Origin of the sequence: Duodenibacillus massiliensis, from assembly GCF_928721995.1 — a bacterium.
GTDB classification, from domain to species: Bacteria; Pseudomonadota; Gammaproteobacteria; order Burkholderiales; family Burkholderiaceae_F; genus Duodenibacillus; species Duodenibacillus massiliensis.
On the sequence record NZ_OV788642.1, the window covers coordinates 1403040 to 1417906 of the forward strand.

15 protein-coding genes, 1 tRNA gene and 1 pseudogene are annotated in these 14867 nt (G+C 54.8%); 5 read left to right on the forward strand and 12 right to left on the reverse strand.

Annotated elements, in window-relative coordinates; genetic code table 11:
• Nucleotides 1–147: 147 nt before the first annotated feature.
• The 9 genes from NXF97_RS06425 to priA all read right to left on the reverse strand — a co-directional run bounded on the left by NXF97_RS06425 (nucleotide 148) and on the right by priA (nucleotide 8310).
• Entirely contained in the window at nucleotides 148–639 is a 492-nt protein-coding gene (locus NXF97_RS06425) for a YjiG family protein (protein WP_022372650.1), read from the reverse strand.
• Nucleotides 636–1292: a nucleoside recognition domain-containing protein gene (locus tag NXF97_RS06430; protein WP_022372649.1), complete on the reverse strand. Its 657-nt coding sequence runs from the start codon at nucleotides 1290–1292 to the stop codon at nucleotides 636–638. The genes NXF97_RS06425 and NXF97_RS06430 overlap by 4 nt, the downstream gene beginning before the upstream one ends.
• 135 nt (nucleotides 1293–1427) lie before the next feature.
• Complete coding sequence (locus NXF97_RS06435; RefSeq protein ID WP_274955498.1) at nucleotides 1428–1700, reverse strand: hypothetical protein; 273 nt, start codon at nucleotides 1698–1700, stop codon at nucleotides 1428–1430.
• 199 nt (nucleotides 1701–1899) lie between these two features.
• Entirely contained in the window at nucleotides 1900–3351 is a 1452-nt protein-coding gene (locus NXF97_RS06440; protein WP_274955499.1) for a sodium:solute symporter family protein, read from the reverse strand.
• A gap of 348 nt (nucleotides 3352–3699) precedes the next feature.
• Nucleotides 3700–4701, reverse strand: a complete 1002-nt coding sequence (locus NXF97_RS06445) for a Tim44 domain-containing protein (RefSeq protein ID WP_274955500.1) — start codon at nucleotides 4699–4701, stop codon at nucleotides 3700–3702.
• Nucleotides 4702–4883: 182 nt separating this feature from the next.
• Nucleotides 4884–5657 carry a bifunctional demethylmenaquinone methyltransferase/2-methoxy-6-polyprenyl-1,4-benzoquinol methylase UbiE gene (gene ubiE, locus NXF97_RS06450; RefSeq protein WP_274955501.1) on the reverse strand — a complete coding sequence of 258 codons (774 nt, stop codon included), beginning with the start codon at nucleotides 5655–5657 and terminating at the stop codon, nucleotides 4884–4886.
• A gap of 45 nt (nucleotides 5658–5702) precedes the next feature.
• A complete protein-coding gene (locus tag NXF97_RS06455) occupies nucleotides 5703–6131 on the reverse strand; it encodes a gamma-butyrobetaine hydroxylase-like domain-containing protein (protein ID WP_022373449.1) in 429 nt (142 codons plus the stop codon).
• A gap of 66 nt (nucleotides 6132–6197) precedes the next feature.
• Nucleotides 6198–6272, reverse strand: a tRNA-Arg gene (locus tag NXF97_RS06460).
• Nucleotides 6273–6300: 28 nt separating this feature from the next.
• Entirely contained in the window at nucleotides 6301–8310 is a 2010-nt protein-coding gene (priA, locus tag NXF97_RS06465; RefSeq protein ID WP_274955502.1) for a replication restart helicase PriA, read from the reverse strand.
• Between the two features lie 50 nt (nucleotides 8311–8360).
• Here priA and NXF97_RS10795 point away from each other — a divergent pair.
• From NXF97_RS10795 to NXF97_RS06480, 4 genes and pseudogenes are all read left to right on the forward strand, one after another.
• Nucleotides 8361–8510, forward strand: a pseudogene (locus tag NXF97_RS10795) (hypothetical protein); the annotation flags it as partial.
• Between the two features lie 75 nt (nucleotides 8511–8585).
• Nucleotides 8586–8873, forward strand: a complete 288-nt coding sequence (locus tag NXF97_RS06470; protein WP_022373451.1) for a recombinase family protein — start codon at nucleotides 8586–8588, stop codon at nucleotides 8871–8873.
• Entirely contained in the window at nucleotides 8870–9100 is a 231-nt protein-coding gene (locus NXF97_RS06475; protein ID WP_274955503.1) for a hypothetical protein, read from the forward strand. The genes NXF97_RS06470 and NXF97_RS06475 overlap by 4 nt, the downstream gene beginning before the upstream one ends.
• Nucleotides 9101–9619: 519 nt before the next feature.
• On the forward strand, nucleotides 9620–11701 hold the full coding sequence (locus NXF97_RS06480) for a DUF262 domain-containing protein (RefSeq protein WP_274955504.1): 2082 nt from the start codon (nucleotides 9620–9622) through the stop codon (nucleotides 11699–11701).
• A gap of 703 nt (nucleotides 11702–12404) precedes the next feature.
• Here the strand turns inward: NXF97_RS06480 and hemE are convergent.
• Nucleotides 12405–13469 (reverse strand): uroporphyrinogen decarboxylase, encoded by a 1065-nt coding sequence (gene hemE / locus NXF97_RS06485; RefSeq protein WP_274955505.1) that lies wholly within the window; start codon nucleotides 13467–13469, stop codon nucleotides 12405–12407.
• On the opposite strand from hemE, the gene NXF97_RS06490 reads away from it, so the two are divergent.
• Nucleotides 13468–13833, forward strand: a complete 366-nt coding sequence (locus tag NXF97_RS06490; protein WP_084765504.1) for a DUF167 domain-containing protein — start codon at nucleotides 13468–13470, stop codon at nucleotides 13831–13833. The genes hemE and NXF97_RS06490 overlap by 2 nt on opposite strands.
• Here NXF97_RS06490 and NXF97_RS06495 read toward each other — a convergent pair.
• Both NXF97_RS06495 and NXF97_RS06500 read right to left on the reverse strand, forming a co-directional pair.
• Entirely contained in the window at nucleotides 13830–14237 is a 408-nt protein-coding gene (locus NXF97_RS06495; RefSeq protein WP_274955506.1) for a universal stress protein, read from the reverse strand. The two genes, NXF97_RS06490 and NXF97_RS06495, sit on opposite strands and share 4 nt — an antisense overlap.
• A 213-nt stretch (nucleotides 14238–14450) precedes the next feature.
• On the reverse strand, nucleotides 14451–14861 hold the full coding sequence (locus NXF97_RS06500; protein WP_022372756.1) for a F0F1 ATP synthase subunit epsilon: 411 nt from the start codon (nucleotides 14859–14861) through the stop codon (nucleotides 14451–14453).
• Nucleotides 14862–14867 lie beyond the last annotated feature (6 nt).

The following is a 14867-nucleotide window of genomic DNA, read 5'->3' on the forward strand; positions in this document are numbered from 1 at the left end:
AGAAAGTTCGGGCGGTTTTAAGCATTTAACCGATTAATTGTACCGAGGGACGGCAGAGGCGGACAGCGTCCGGCAAAGGCATGAAAAAAGGCGGTCACCCCGGTTGTCGGGATAACCGCCTTCTGCCTCAGACCGGCTTAAACCGGATTATTTCCAGAATGCGAGCAGAACATTCATGATGATGAGGGCAAACACGGCGTTGAGGATGGAGTTGACCATCAGCATCGGCCAGTAACGCTTCGGGCAGTCAGCCACACCCAAAAGACGCCCCATGTACTGAATCTGGGACGCCATCAGGAAGATGGCGGGCAGCAGAATCGTCACGTCGTGCGGCGTGATGTGTCCGCTCGCGAGAAGGCTCACGGCAACGCCGGTACCGGCAGAAGCCGACAGCCAGGCCGTGAGCAACACCGTGATCGATTCACCGGAAAGGCCAAAAAGCCCCATGATGCCCGCGCAGTGCGTACCGAGAAAATCCAGTACGCCGAGCAAACCCAGAATGTGCGCAAGCACAAAGGCCATCAGCACGTTGGGCAGCAGATTGTTGATGGCGACACCGAACCCCTTGCGGGCGCCGGTAATGAAGATATCCAGAGGATTGCCGCTTTGCTTGGCGGTTTTCACAGCCTGTTCACTCATGACTGAAAATCCTTCCTGTAAACGGTATTAAGCAGAATGCGGACAAGCACGGCACCCACAAACTTCAGAATAAACATCACAATAAGCGGAATCACAACCGGCACCAGGCAGGCCGCAAACAAGGCCGAACCGATGGCAAAGTAGTTATTGATGAGCCCTGCGCCCGAATACTGCCAGGCGCACATCACGACCAGGTCTTTTTTCGTAATCTGCCCCTGATCGGCAAGGCCCTTGGTAAGAGCAGCACCCGCGTCCGTACTCTGCAGGTCGGTAATGAGGGCAAGGCCCGTGCGGCCCGGAATACCGAGAATCGGGTACAGAAGCGGTGTCATCAGTTTCTGAGCGGCACGGATGGCGCCGTAGTACGTGACAATTTCAAGAATCCCCAAAGCAAGCATCACGGTGGGCACAAGCGACAGGGCAAACAGAAAGCCCGAGCGTGCGCCGATACCACCGGAACCGACAAAAGTCTTGCCGCTGATCTGACCGAAGGCACCCGCAAGCGTGGTGAAGTCAAGTGCTCCGAGCCACTTGTAGCCGTCAATCTTGTAAAAAATACCGGAGAAGAAAACCAAAGCGGCCAAAAGTGCGATGTAGGCACCCGGGCCGACCTTCTCTTCCTCTACCGTGTCCTGTGTTTTGTCTTCTGACATTACATGACCTCAGCAGGTATGCTATTGAAGTGTCAGATTGTAACAATCTTGACTCAAACGCCCCTAAGGTAAACTGCCTAAAACCGTGCATTCACAAGGATTTTGGCTCTTCGTGCATAGTTGTGGGTAAAAAAATCAAGCAACTACGCCGGAAAGCTGTTGTTTAGCGGGCTTTCCGGAGACAGCATGGTCTGGCAAAGGGATCACCAAATTTGAGCAGCATAAAAGCACCATTGCCTTGAGATTTTCAACATTACGAAACCGGCACCGGCAACGGTATCCCCGGGTGGCGTGAACCTGGACCACTGCAGATTTTGTACCGTCAGTTTCGTGGAAGAATTCGATGTCCTCGACGACGGTGCCTTTGACATTGAGAAGATGCTTGAATAAAGTCGTGTCCAGAGCCATTCCGGTCCTTATTTTGTGAGTGTAGACAGCCACAACTTTAAAGACTGTGAATGGCTTTTTTGTTAATGAAATCTGAAGAAAGGCCGGCAGTCGTGCTGCTCGCCCTGCCTATTCGGCGGCCGTCACGGAGAGAGCTGTTTTCGGACAGAAAAAAAACCGCCGCCCGAAAGTGTTTCAGGCGGCGTTCATCCGACAACAGTTAAGCAACCGGCACCGTGATGGCCTGCCAGCGGCGGTAGCGGGCATTGCTGCGGGTGGGCAGAAGGCTCCCGCCGACCATGCCGGCCGCCGCAGCGATAAAGCCGCCCAACACCGAGGGGAAAACTTCACCCAGAGGTGTGGCCGAAAGCGTGATCCAAACGGCGCCGCCCACGAGGATGGAAAGCCACGCGCCCTGCGCAGTCGCACGCTTCCAGTACAGGCCGCACACCAGGGGCCAGAACGCACCCACGACCGGGAACTGATAGGCCATCGCCACCATGTCGTAAATCGCCGTCCCTTCAAACCAGAGGCTGTAGGTGAGCACCGCCACGGCAAAAACCGTCAGCGTGGCGCGCATGCAGGTGAGTTCTTTATCCGGCGAAATCCGCACAAAGCCCTTCAGGACGTTCTGCACGAAGGTGGTCGACGGCGCAAGCATCGTGGCCGAAGCCGTTGACATCACGGCAGACAAAACGGCGCCGAAAAAGAGCACGCGCAGCCACCCGGGCATGTAGTCCTTCACCAGCGTGGGAAGCAGTCTCTGAGGATCCGTCTTTAAAAGCATTTCCCCCACGCCCGGCATCGCCAGAACCGCTGCGCAGACGATAAACATCGGCACAAAGGCAAAGACGATGTAAAAGGCGCCTCCCATTGCCGCACCGCGCGCCGCGGTACCGGCGCTTTTTGCGCTCATCACGCGCTGAAAAACGTCCTGCTGCGGGATGGAGCCGATCATCATCGTAATGGCGGCAGAGATCCAGAAAAGCCAGCCGCTTACGCTCATCTCGGGCCAGGGATTAAAAAGATCCCTGCTTTCGGCAAAGTCGATGACCTTCGTAAAGCCCCCTGCCATATCACCCGCACAAAACGCGATTGCCGCAAGGCCGAGCACGATGATGAGCATCTGAAAGAAGTCCGTGAACGCCACAGACCACATACCGCCGTAGACCGTATAAAAAAGCACGACAAAGGTGCCGATGGTCATGCCGAGCGAGACGCTCACCGCGCCTTCGGTGATGAGGTTTAACACGAGCCCGAGGGCCGCGACCTGCGCTCCCACCCAGCCGAGGTAGGACACGATGATGAAAATCGAGCAGGCAAGTTCGATCTTTCTGCCGTAACGGCGACGGTAAAAGTCGCTGATGGTGAGAAGATCCATCTTGTAGAGCTTGCGGGCAAAAAACATGCCCACAAGGATGAGCGCCATGCCTGAGCCGAAAGGCTCTTCGATGACACCTGAGATGCCGCCCTCAATAAAACGTCCGGGAAGACCGAGCACGGTCTCACTGCCGAACCAGGTGGCAAAAGTAGCCGTAATCACCATGGCAAGCGGTAAAGACCGTCCTGCCAAAGCATAATCGGCGGTATTGCGTACGCGGCGAGCCGCCCACAACCCGATTCCGACCGAAACCAGCATGTACATGCAGACCAGTACGATCAGCTGCGTCATCGCACCTCTCCTTAAAAAAGCGTAACGACGAAGGGTTTAAAAAAAAGAAAAACCAAATCTTGGCCGGGAGACACATCCGTCACTCAAAAAGACGGTACCGCACCGGTGTTCCCGCGGAGGGCGCAGTTTGCACAAGTTCCGCGTAAATAAAAAGCCCTGCGCATAAATATTTCGTCAGAAAGTCCTTTTCTTTGATCTCGATGAAACACAGGCCTCATTGAAGGCCCCTGAAAGTAAGTGATATCCCTTGCCTGCATCATTTTTGGTACAGCCTGCGGCTGCCGACAAAAAGGCCGCTGTTGTCATACAAAAACAACAGCGGCCCTTGTCCGTTATGCCGGAGATGCGTTAAGCGGCCGGCACGGGATCCTGAACCTGCTCGATGCCGGCAAGCAGCCAGCCTTCGGTTTCGTTAAGCGGACGCGTGAGAATCCAGCGTTCATGCACGGTCTCAAACTCACCGTCAAACTTCATGGCGCCCGTGAAATCAACCACCGCCACATAATCATTCTGCTCGGTGGCGATACCGAGAAGCTTCGCGGTGAGGTCCACGATCTCAGAGGTCTGATTCGTGTTGCCGCGTTCGCGCAGCTGGTGCGTGACGGCGATAAAGAGGTCGTTGGTCGTGAAGTCGCTGATCTCCACCACGTTGCCCGTATCCCAGGCCTTCTGCAGTTTGGCGAAGTTTTCCTTGGCGACCTTTTCAAAGGAAGCCGTGTCAAAGCCTTCGGGGATGGAGAGCTCACCGTTGGCAACAGCTACGGTGGTGGCAAACGTATCCATCACGCTGCCGGGCGTTGCGCCCGCGGCAGCGGCGGATGCAGCTGCGGCAGGAGCCGGCGCAGGCTGCTGAGCCGGGGTCTGCTGCGCGGTCTGCGCGGCAGAACTCATGCGCGAAAGAATGCTTTCCTCAGGACGCTGAGCGGCGGCACCCACCCCCTGTGCTCCGGCCGCCCGCATCTTTTTGGCAAGGAAAAAGCCCATGGCAAAGCGGAACACGAAGTACAGAACAACCGCGAGCAGAATCATCATCAGAATCTGCACCATGCCTTCACCGAGCCCGAGGGCGCTGGCCAAAGCGGCAATACCGAGCGCAGCAGCCGCGCCCATGAGCATGCCCTTCCAGGGCGAGGCGGGTTTGGCAGCAGCCGCAGCACCTGCGGCGGGATTGGCCTGCTGGCGGTTAAAGTTCTGAGCAGGGTTGGCGGCCGGGGCCTTCTGGCTGAGTGCCGGAACCGGGGCCTGACGTCCGAAACTGCTGCCGCCGCCGAAACGCTTGGCGGCATCCGCCTGGGGCATGGTCATCACAATCATCAGACCGATTGCAAAAACTGCCAAAAGTTTTTTCATGTTCTCTCTCTTTTTCCTTCAGGGAAGTATGTCCGCCGGAACTATCCGTGCGGCTTTTCTAATAATCTCACAATATTGTACAAAGCGGGCTTTCGTGAATCTGAGCTCACGCGCTGATTTGTATAAGTTCTTTTCAGACAAAAGCCCGGACGGACCGGGCTTTGCGCTGCTTCTCCGCTTTTTTACTGCGGTTTGACGCCGACGTGAAGGGCACATACGCCGAACGTAAAGTTCTTCCAGTACACGCCGGTCAGTCCCGCTTCGCGCATCATCTGCGCAAGCGTTGCCTGATCCGGGTGTATGCGGATGGATTCGGCCAGATAACGGTAACTCTCTCTGTCACCGGCGATCTTGGAACCAAGCCACGGCATATAAACAAAGGAGTAGAGGTCATAAATCGGCTTCACGATTTTATAGCAGTGCGAAAACTCAAGCACCACCACGCGGCCGCCCGGGCGTACCACACGGCACATTTCCCGCAAAGCCCGGTCCTTGTGCGTCATGTTTCTTAAGCCGAAAGAGACCGTTGCCGCATCAAACGTATTGTCCTCAAAGGGCAGCGCCTCACAGTCACAGACCGCCACACGGGCCTTCGTTCCTGTTTTCTGCAGCCGCTTGTAGCCTTCGGAGAGCATCGCCCGGTTGATGTCGGTTGCCCAGACTTCCCCGGTTTGCCCGACCTTACCGGCAAACGCTATCGCAAGATCACAGGTACCCGAAGCGATATCGAGGACTTTGCCGCCCTCAGAGAGCCCGGCCGCGGCAATCGCCGCCCGCTTCCAAAGTCTGTGCATTCCGAAACTCAGCAGATCATTCATCAGATCGTACTTCGAGGCCACGGAATCAAAGACCTTTTCCACATTGCGGGCTTTGTCGCTTTCGCGCACAGCGCTGTAGCCGAAATGCGTCATGCCGTCTTTTTGCTGCGGCTCCTGCGGTTTACCGTTGTTTGTCATTTGTCTTGGATCTTCTGAAACTGTTGTCGGGGGAGGTATCAAACGTCAGGCATGCCCGTGGCACTGATGCGCTTTTTTTGCCTGCTCTTCACGGGCAATCTCGGCTGCTGTTGCCGGATCCTCGGGATCACGGCTGAAACCGGACGCCGCGATTTTTCTCAGATACTCATCCCAAAGCAGGTTCTGGTTTTTCCCGAGTTCATCGAAATACTCCCAGCTGTAGATGCCGGAATCGTGACCGTCGGAAAAGCGAAAGCGCAGCGCATAACTGCCCACGGCATCGGCCCCTTCAATCATGACATTCTGTTTGCCAATCTGCAGCTTGGCTTCATTGGGCGTATGCCCCTGCACTTCTGCCGACGGAGAAAACACGCGCAGAAACTCGTAGGAAAAAGAGTAGCTGCTGCCGTTGTCAAACGTAATGTCAAATCGCCTGCTCTTACTGTGCAGAGACATATCGGTAGGAATCAGCATGTCCGGCCATCCTGGAATAAAAAAGAAAAAGCGGCCGTGTTTTTCACACGTGCCGCCTCTGTATTCTGGTGCCGCCGGCGGGAATCGAACCCACATCACAACCTTCGGAGGGTCGTATTCTATCCATTGAAATACGGCGACGGACTGTTGATTATAGCCTGAGAACGCCTCAGACTTCCTGCGGGTCTACCTCAATCTGCCAGGAAATACCGCTCTCAGGCACCACGGCGGCCTTCCATGCATTTAAAAACCGGTGAAGATCGGTGCGGCTGTCGGCTTCCACCAAAAGCTGCGCGCGCTCGGTATCCATAAACCGCATCAGAGACATCGGTACCGGGTCGTAGACAAAAACCGTGTCTCCGGCCAGATCCGCCGCCAGGGCTGCCGCTCTCTGCAAAAATCCCACGGCCCGCTCCAATGTCTGCGCTTCGGCGCGCATAAGCGCCTGGAAAACAAAAGGCGGCGCATGCATTTCCCGGCGCTCTCCGAGCGCCCGGCCGGCAAACATCTCATAGCTTTGAGCTGCCAGAGCGGCAAAGACCGGATGCTCAGGAAACCGGGTCTGCACCACGATTTCGCCGGTCGTATCCCCCCGCCCGGCGCGGCCCGCCACCTGCATGAGGGTGGCAAAAAGCCGTTCCTCGGCACGGATATCGGGACTCACGAGCTGCGCGTCGGCGTTTAAGACAACCACCAGACTCACATGCTGAAAGTCATGCCCCTTGGCAATCATCTGGGTGCCGACCACAATATCGACTTCCCGGGCATGCACCTTTTTAAAGGCCGCCTCAGCCTCACCCTTGGCGCGCACGCTGTCACGGTCAATGCGCAGAAGCCTCGCCTGGGGCCAAAGCTTTTCAATACCCTCTTCAATTTTCTGGGTCCCTGTGCCGACCGCTTCAAGTTCGGCGTTTCCGCAGCAGGGGCAGTACTGCGGCACCTCATAGGTCGTGCCGCAGTGATGACACACAAGTTTTTTCTCAGCTTTATGGAAAACCGTAAACCCCGAGCAGTGCCGGCAGCGGCTCACCCAGCCGCAGGCCGTGCAAGTTAAAACCGGCGCATAGCCGCGGCGGTTCACAAAGATAAGGACTTGCTCTTTTCTTTCAAGCGCCTCATCAATCTTTTGCCTGACGGAGGCCGTGAAAATGACAAACTTTTCATGCCGCGTATCTGAGAGCGTGAGTTTAGGAAGTTGCGCAGCCGCCACGGCGCGGTGATCGAGCCTTAACAGCCGGTATTTTCCTTCCTCAGCCCGTGCCCATGTCTCAAGCGAAGGTGTGGCCGAACCCAGCACGCAGCTCACCGACAGCATCTGAGCTCGTTTCACAGCCAGATCGCGCGCTGAATAATGCAGGCCGTCGCCCGCCTTATAACTTGTGTCATGCTCTTCGTCGACAATCAGAAGGGCAATCTTCTGAAAGCTCGCAAAAACCGCCATCCGGGTTCCCACAAGAACACGGGCCCGCCCTTCGTGCACGGCAAGCCAGTTGGCGGCCCGCTGTTTTAGGGAGAGTTCCGAATGCAGCGTCACCACAGTCTCGTCGGTAAAGCGGGAACGCACCCTGTTTTCCAGCTGCGGGGTGAGGTTGATTTCAGGAACCAGGAGCAGAACCTGCGCCTGCGGGTCGCGTTTTAAGACCTCCTCCATGATGTGAAGATAGACCTCGGTCTTACCGGACCCGGTGACACCGAAAAGCAGAAACGGCTGAAAACCGTGACTGTCCAGAACAGCCTGTACCGCAGCGCGCTGATTTTCATTGAGTTGAGGCCTTGGTCCTGGTTTTACGCTGCGGGCTTTGACTTCCCGCAGGGACGCGACCGTAGCCGCATGGCGTACCCCCGGCACACGGCGCCAGAAAGGCGGCAGCGCCGGCAGCGCAGCCTCTCCCCAGCTTCCCATGTAGTAAGACGCCGCAAAACGGGTGAGATCGAGCCACTCTTCCGAAAGCGGCCGGGTCTCGGCCAGCAGCATCTGCACTGACCGGATCCTTGAATCCGCAAGAAGCGAGCGCGGTTCAAGCCCCGTGACAATGCCTGCGACCTTGCGCTTTTTCAGCGGAACGATCACACGGTCCCCCCGCACCAGGCTCATCGATTCCGGAATCCTGTAGTCTAGAACGGGCAGCGGTGCGTCAATGATGACTCGGGCATATTGGGAGGCGAGTTTCGCGTTCATAACAATAGAGACGGCAGAAGCAGAAGGGGTAACTGCTAGCCACGGATAATTTGTCCAAAGCTGTCCATTTACGGAACAATGAGACGTGTAACCTCACCAACGGAGGTTGCGATGCAAAACTCCACAGCCTGCTCAGTATAGGACAACTTGCCGCTGTTTTAGGCGTCAGCGTGAGCACAGTACGCCGCTGGTGCCGTGAGGGGCATCTGAAAGAACTTTGCGCACGGCAGACAACCATCGCCACTTTGCTCACTCAGACTACAAGCACCTGCTCAATGACGCAAACGACAAAGCCCGCCGAAAAAATAGGTTATGCCAGCGTAAGCGGCCATAATCAGAAAGCGGATCTTGAAACACAGGCGCAGCGCCTCAGAGATTACGGATGCGATGAGGTCATCACGGGCCTTGGTTACGGGCTTAACTGCCGCAAGCCGGGATTAAAGCGTCTGATGAGTGCACTGCTTTCCGATGAGGTTGAAACGCTTGTTCTCACACACGAAAACCGCGTTTCGGAACTGAACTCATCTTTGCCATCTGCCGTCGGCAGGCGGCACAGGTTGTGATTTTGGATGCCGCAAGGGAAGAAGCCTTTGAAACGGAACTTGTGCGTAACGTCATCACACTGATGACTGTGTTCTCTGCGCGGTTGTACGGCAAACGCAGCCGGAAAAACCGCCGCAGCGGGCGCAGTGAAAACAAACCGGATGAAAGCATACGCATCCAAAATGTTTCTGATATGCTCCGCGGCCATGAAAGTCAGAGACACACAAATCAAAACCGTTATACGTGAGCTTGAAACGCCGGGGCGCAGGAAGCTGCCGCGCTCACGGCGTTGTGCGTCCGTTACAGCGATATGCTCTCTGTCTTTCTTAACGGCCTGCAAAGCCGGGAACTCAGGCAGGACGCCATGGCTTTCCAGGGACTCAGAGACCGCCTGGTCGCTGCGCTGAAAACAGACACGTCCCTCCCTTGGAAAGGTCTGTCTCGATGGTGAGGATTCCACTTCAGAGTCGATGATTTTTCGCCGTTTTCAAGGTGTCATGGTGAAAAAATCAGCAAACGATCGCCATTTAGAAATCCGCGATACCATCAGAGCAATTCAACGTTGTTTGACGGCTTTCTGAGGCGCCAACTGGACGAAATGGGACTTTCGTTGGGTTGGTTCGGGCGGGCCGTAACCAAAAGCGTCTTTAGCATCTCGCGACCAGGTTTGCACATGCTCGTCACCCCTGCTGTAAGATTCTTAAACCTGTACGTACAAGCCAAAGCCAGTATTTTTAAAGAATCACAATATCAAAAGGGATGAAGCGTGAGGGGTGACGCCAAAGTAATCGGGCAGATGTTGAATGGAGCTGACACAAAATTCATCATTCCTGTCTATCAGCGAAACTATGACTGGAAGATTGAGAACTGCGCTCAGCTCTTCACCGACCTCGAAAACATGATCCTTACGAAGAGACCAAGGCACTTCTTCGGATGCATTGTTTCCCAGATCAGTACCGAAGCGTTCGGCAATCGTATTCTCATTGACGGTCAGCAACGCATCACGACCTGCTTCCTCCTTTTATTCGCTCTTGTACACAGCGTTGAAAAAGGGATCCTCAAAACCAATGATCCGGTCTTTGCTCGACGCATACTGGATCAATACCTCCTCAACCAATACAACAAGGAACAAGAAAAACTACGCCTGAAACTCATCAAGAAGGATCAAGAGGCCTTCTTCCGAATCGCTCATGGAGACTTCGACAATCTGATCGATTCCTCCAACGTCACTGTCAACTACAAGTATTTTGCTGAGCGAATTGCTCAGAGTGGTTTTTCGCCGGAAGAGCTCGAAAAGGCCATTATGAAACTTGAAGTCATCGACATCACTTTGGATGACCGCGATGACCCTCAGTTGATTTTCGAAAGTCTCAACTCGACCGGGCTCAACCTTTCCGAAGGCGACAAGATCCGCAACTACCTTCTTATGCGCCTGTCTCCTGAAGAGCAGGAAATGTGTCATGAACGGTACTGGGAGAAAATTGAAGAGCGCACCGACTTCAACGTATCGGATTTCGTGCGTAGTTATCTAACCACCAAAATCCGCCAATCGCCGCCCAAAGCCAGAATCTATGCTCAATACAAAACCTTTTTTGAGAAATCCGACTTTTCGCAGGAAGAGCATCTGGCCGATCTGCTCGAATACGCAGGGCTTTACCAAGCTCTGAAGCATGCAGAACTTGGCTGCCAGGCCATCAATCTCATCCAGCGACGCCTCAACCTTTTCGAGCAAGACGTCATCGTTCCCTTCCTGCTTGGGCTTTACAAATACCGGAAGGATGGCTTCATCAGCGATGATGAAACCGCGTCCGTACTCAAGACGATCGAAACCTATCTCTTCAGGCGATTCGTCTGCCGAGAGCCCAGCAACGCGCTGGCCAAAGTGTTTATGACGCTGCACAGCGAGGCATCCAAGCTGTCCAGAGATTCCTCCTATCTTTCCGTGGTCAACTATCTGCTTCTTCACAAGGAGGGCAGTGCTGCGTTCCCGAATGACCACGCATTTGAAACAGCCTTCAAGGAGCGTGACTTCTACCAAATTCAGAGCATGAAGTACTATTTCTTCGACCGGCTTGAAAACGAAGACAGTCGCGAGCGCGTTGAAGTAATCCAACGACTACGCGACGGCACATACAGCATCGAACACATCATGCCGCAAACGCTCAGCAATCCGTGGCGAGAAGCACTTGGTCCCAATTTCAATGAGATCCATGAAAATTGGCTCCATAAAGCAGCCAACTTAACCCTGACTGCCTACAACTCTGAATACAGCAACCGATCCTTCCTTGAAAAGCGAGATGCTGAAGGCGGTTTCTGTCAATCCGGCTTCCGAATCAACGATTTCGTGAGAAATCAGGAACGCTGGGGCGAGGAAGAGTTGGAAGCTCGAAACGAATTGCTCTGGGAAAAAGCGCTTCATCTTTGGCCCCTGCCGTCTTCAGAATATGTGCCGCCCGCCACTGCTTATGACGAAATTTCACTGGATGAAGACGAGCGCTCCGTCACCAATAGAAAGATTGCCGCCTTCACATTCATGGGCTCCAGATACACGGTCAGCTCCTGGAGGGAGATGCACACCAGTGTCATCAGCCTCATCAACACGATTGAGCCGGCGATCCTCACCAGCCTTACAGAAGAAGACGGTTGGCCTGGCAGTCATTTCTTAAAGGAGCCGCAAGTTGACTACCGCCAGATTTCGGACAATCTTTATGTATGGATCGCGGGTAATACCCGGTTAAAGCTCTGCTTGCTGAAAGCACTCTTTGATCGTTGCCACATTCCTTACTCCGAACTCAGCTTCGATATTTACAGAAAACCCTCAACAGAGGACAACGCAACAGAAGCCTAAGACTTCCTTAGTTGAACACATCGCCGCAAGTCTCGTTCTTGCGGCGGTTTCGCATTTCGTCTATTCAGGAATGAGACTGTAAAGCGTCTCACGGAAGAGGGCCGCACGGCGGAACTTCGTCTTCTTAAAGCCGCTTGCCGATAATCCGAAGAAAATCGGGCGGCTCGTGGTGGAAGACCTCTCGGAGATGCGTATCGGAACAAAAGCTCGCCCGAAAGCTCGGCAGGCAGTATGTGAAGGCCGAGCTTGAAGCCAGGTTCCGTCGCCGCTTGGAGGAGCCCTCGGGCTCTACCGTTCACGGCAGGACTTCGGCCGGACCGCAAGGCCCGGGATGCTCAGACACAGTCCCCGCCATTCACACGGGACAGCAGTTCGGCTGTGTCGGGACGAAGAGCGAATAATAGGTTCAGATGTGAGCAAACCGACTTTTACACAGGTTTGATAGAACGGTTCTGAGGGCACTTCTACCCGCTTAAGCCCATCCTGTGGATAACTTTGTGGAGAGTTTTCCACCGGCGCCGGAGCACCGGTAACCGTGTAAAACAAAGAGGCGTGTTTTCCGAAGCGCTAAGAAAATTAATTTTATTTATTTTCAATCTGTTGAAACGAATTCAATAGAAAAATAAAGGCCGCTGCCGAATCTTTTACGGCAGCGGTCTTTGACTTTCTTCCTGTGGATAACTCTGTGGAATCAGCTGTTGAATTAATGACGGCCGCGTGAATAACTGTGCACTTCATCCACAAGAATACGGACGGCTTCGGGATCCGTAAACTGACTGATGCCGTGGCCGAGATTAAAGACATGACCGCCTTTTCCGACCGGCCCGTAAGCGTCAATAACGCGGCGGGCTTCCCGGCGGATTGCCTCTTCACCGGCAAAAAGCACCATCGGATCCATATTGCCCTGCAAAGCCACCTGATCCTTCACACGGCTGCGGGCCGTCGTGAGATTGACGCACCAGTCCACACCCACACAGTCCGCACCGCAGGCCGCAAGATCTTCAAGCCAGTTGCCGCATCCCTTGGTGAAAACAATGACCGGCACTTTCTCGCCCTCATTTTCACGCTTCAGCGCGCGGATCACGTCGGCCATGTACTTCAGAGAAAATTCCTGGTAAACACCGTCGGCCAGCGCGCCGCCCCAGGTATCAAAAATCTGAACAGCCTGAGCGCCCGCCTCGATCTGCGCGTTAAGGTATGCCGCCACTGATGCAGCATTGACTTCCAGAATGCGCTTGAGAAGGTCCGGACGCGTGTAGATCATCTTCTTAATGGTGGAGAAATCCTTGGAGGATCCGCCCTCAACCATGTAGCAGGCAAGCGTAAAGGGCGAGCCCGAAAAACCGATCAGAGGAACCTTATTGTTCAGGGTTTTGCGGATCAGGCTCACAGCATCGGTCACATACTTCAGTTTCTCACAGGGATCCGGCACAAAAAGTTTGGCCACCGCTTCTTCGGTCTGAACCGGATGGTCAAACACAGGGCCTTCGCCGGCCACAAAATGCAGGCCGAGCCCCATGGCATCCGGTACGGTCAGAATGTCCGAAAAAAGAATCGCCGCATCGAGCCCGAATCTTTCCACCGGCTGCAGCGTTACCTCACAAGCCCCTTCAGGCGACTGCGCCAGTGCCATGAAACTGCCGAGCCTGGCACGCGTTGCGTTGTATTCGGGCAGGTACCTTCCCGCCTGACGCATCAGCCACAATGGGGTATATTCAGTGTGTTCACGTTTTAAAGTACGCAGAAAAGTATCGTTGCTCGGTTTCATGAGTTCTAAAAAGCAGAGGGAAATTACACAGACCGGGAAAACGGGGAATACAGCCTCCCCCGCGGGCCCCGTTTGGCTCAGTACCGGTGAGGACGGCTGCATTTTAGCGGTTCACGCCCAACCGGGCGCCAAACGCAATGCCGTCGCGGGCATCTACAACGACAGACTCAAAATTGCTCTGTCCGCACCTCCGGTGGACGGCAAAGCCAACGCCATGCTGATCCGCTTCATTGCTGAAACAGCCGGTGTACCGAAGTCTGCCGTTGCTGTCATCAGCGGCGAGACCTCACGCACAAAGCGCGTCCGCATCCGGGGGCTAAGTTCCGCTGACGCGGCAGCCGCCTTCAGTCCAAAAAACGCTTAACGGATCACAAGCACGGGACGGTTGGCCTGCGCGAGAACCTTCTGGGTTTCTGAGCCCAGGATCAGGCTGCCCAACGTTCCCAGGCCACGGCTTGCCATCACAATAAAGCGGGCGTCATGACGGTCCGCCACATTGAGAATACCGTCAGCCACCGACTCACAGTGCTCCGCCACGAGTTCATACGGAATTTCAGCGGCTTCAGCGAGGTTCTTCACCGCAGCAAGTCTCTCCTGCACGGCTTTGTCCTCATGTTCAAGACCGTGCACTGTGTTGGGCTTGGATAAAACCGCGGTCATTCCGACCACCGGCAGATGCAGTGCCTTGGCAATTTCCACGGCCGATTCAATGCCTTTGTGCGAAAGATCGCTGCCGTCGGTACAGACCTGAACAACATCCTTGAGCATGCTCAATACCCCTTTTTTAATCTCTTAAAGTACTAAAGCCGCGTCCGCCTCATTGAGTGCTCCGGGCTTTTCTGACCATAACGGCAACGGAGTCCGGCCCCTTCTGCCGCCCTATCTTTCCATGCTACTGCAAAACTTGTCACCGGGCAAAAAAAGACGTCCTCAGCTTCTGCCGGGACGTCTTTCGGAAAGTCGTTACCGCAAACTCGTTTCTCAGTGACGGAGTTTTCTGATGTAGGCAAGCTGTGCCGCCAAGGCGGACATCGTGGCTTCGAGCTTGGCGATTTCAACATTGCTCTTCGCCTGCTCTCTGGCCTGCTTGGCTTCTTCGAGAGCCTTCTTGGCCTTAGCCTCATCAAGATCCTTGCTGCGGACAGCCGTGTCAGCAAGCACCGTCACGCGATCGGGCTGCACTTCAAGAATGCCGCCGGCAACAAACACGTCTTCTTCCTGACCTTCTTCCGTCTTGATGCGGACGGCACCGGGACGAATACGGGTAATCAGAGGAACGTGTCCGGGCAGAATACCGAGCTCACCTTCCTGACCGGGCAGAGCCACAAAGCTCGCCTTACCGGAGAAGATGGCCTCTTCCGCACTGACGACATCAACAAAAATCGTGGACATATGTTG

Coding starts and splice junctions, on each gene's coding strand:
- NXF97_RS06495 (WP_274955506.1), bottom strand. CDS start 14,237: ATGCTCAAGGATGTTGTTCAGGTCTGTACCGACGGCAGCGATCTTTCG.
- NXF97_RS06470 (WP_022373451.1), top strand. CDS start 8,586: ATGACGCAAACGACAAAGCCCGCCGAAAAAATAGGTTATGCCAGCGTA.
- hemE (WP_274955505.1), bottom strand. CDS start 13,469: ATGAAACCGAGCAACGATACTTTTCTGCGTACTTTAAAACGTGAACAC.
- NXF97_RS06435 (WP_274955498.1), bottom strand. CDS start 1,700: ATGGCTCTGGACACGACTTTATTCAAGCATCTTCTCAATGTCAAAGGC.
- NXF97_RS06430 (WP_022372649.1), bottom strand. CDS start 1,292: ATGTCAGAAGACAAAACACAGGACACGGTAGAGGAAGAGAAGGTCGGC.
- priA (WP_274955502.1), bottom strand. CDS start 8,310: ATGAACGCGAAACTCGCCTCCCAATATGCCCGAGTCATCATTGACGCA.
- NXF97_RS06490 (WP_084765504.1), top strand. CDS start 13,468: ATGAGTTCTAAAAAGCAGAGGGAAATTACACAGACCGGGAAAACGGGG.
- ubiE (WP_274955501.1), bottom strand. CDS start 5,657: ATGACAAACAACGGTAAACCGCAGGAGCCGCAGCAAAAAGACGGCATG.
- NXF97_RS06440 (WP_274955499.1), bottom strand. CDS start 3,351: ATGACGCAGCTGATCGTACTGGTCTGCATGTACATGCTGGTTTCGGTC.
- NXF97_RS06445 (WP_274955500.1), bottom strand. CDS start 4,701: ATGAAAAAACTTTTGGCAGTTTTTGCAATCGGTCTGATGATTGTGATG.
- NXF97_RS06425 (WP_022372650.1), bottom strand. CDS start 639: ATGAGTGAACAGGCTGTGAAAACCGCCAAGCAAAGCGGCAATCCTCTG.
- NXF97_RS06455 (WP_022373449.1), bottom strand. CDS start 6,131: ATGCTGATTCCTACCGATATGTCTCTGCACAGTAAGAGCAGGCGATTT.
- NXF97_RS06500 (WP_022372756.1), bottom strand. CDS start 14,861: ATGTCCACGATTTTTGTTGATGTCGTCAGTGCGGAAGAGGCCATCTTC.